The sequence below is a fragment of the Paenibacillus sp. SER-28 genome, from assembly GCF_052906305.1.
Genome location: NZ_JBRECM010000032.1, coordinates 1 through 898 on the forward strand (window position 1 = coordinate 1; position 898 = coordinate 898).

Sequence of the window (898 nt, forward strand, 5' to 3'; positions counted from 1 at the left end):
ATACTGCCGGTATCCCTTACGGTCCGTCGTTCGGTAGGGCAGTTCCTGTTGGGCTGGGCATCTATACACATTGCGTTTGGCATCGTATTCAAACTTCCATTTCGGAAACAGCCCTTGTCTGGGATGGAATCTTCGGTGAGCAATCACGGCAAAAATCTTTCGGTTTTGCAAACCTCGGCAAATCGGCGTCGTTAAATAACCTGAATCTAGCGCAACAGCTTCTACTTGAAAACCAAAGCGTTCTCTTTGTCGATCCAAACGGGACAAATAGGGGACAGAATCATGTACATTCCCCGGCGTCACATGCACATCCGTAATCAGATTGTACTTCATATCCACTGTGCGGTGGTCCAGATAGAAGAAGCCTTCAGGCTTGCCATCACGGATCATATAGCCGCTGTCCGGGTCTGTTTTGTTCACTTTAATTTCTTTTTCTTCGTTCACTTCCTCTCGGGATTTTAAGGCTTTTTTCCGTGGCTTTTCCGGTCCTCCTTCACCGCTTCGTTAAGCTCGTCCATATAGTCTTTGGTATTCTGCAACACTTGTTCTTTGGTGTACTGGTGCCTGTTAGCATTGGCTTTGACGTGTGTGGAATCGGTGACGAGAACACGCCCACCCACCATTCGGTGAGAGATCGCCTGCAGCACAATTTCATCGAAGATATCTTGAAAGATCGTGGTGTCTTTAAAGCGAGTGCGACGATTCCAGCTAATCGTCGTATGGTCTGGAACTTTATCCGTTAAGCCCAGCCCCAGGAACCAGCGATAAGCCAGGTTCGTCTGAATTTCACGCTCGAGTTGCCGTTCTGAGCGAATGCCATAGAAATAACCGAGAAAGATCATTTTAAACAACACGGTAGGATCAATGGCAGGACGCCCGTTGTCCGCACAATACAGCG

Annotated in this window: 1 pseudogene; it reads right to left on the reverse strand. The window is 48.1% G+C overall.

Annotated elements, in window-relative coordinates:
* Positions 1-898 (reverse strand): annotated as a pseudogene (locus tag ACUYLD_RS25415) (IS1182 family transposase); the annotation flags it as partial.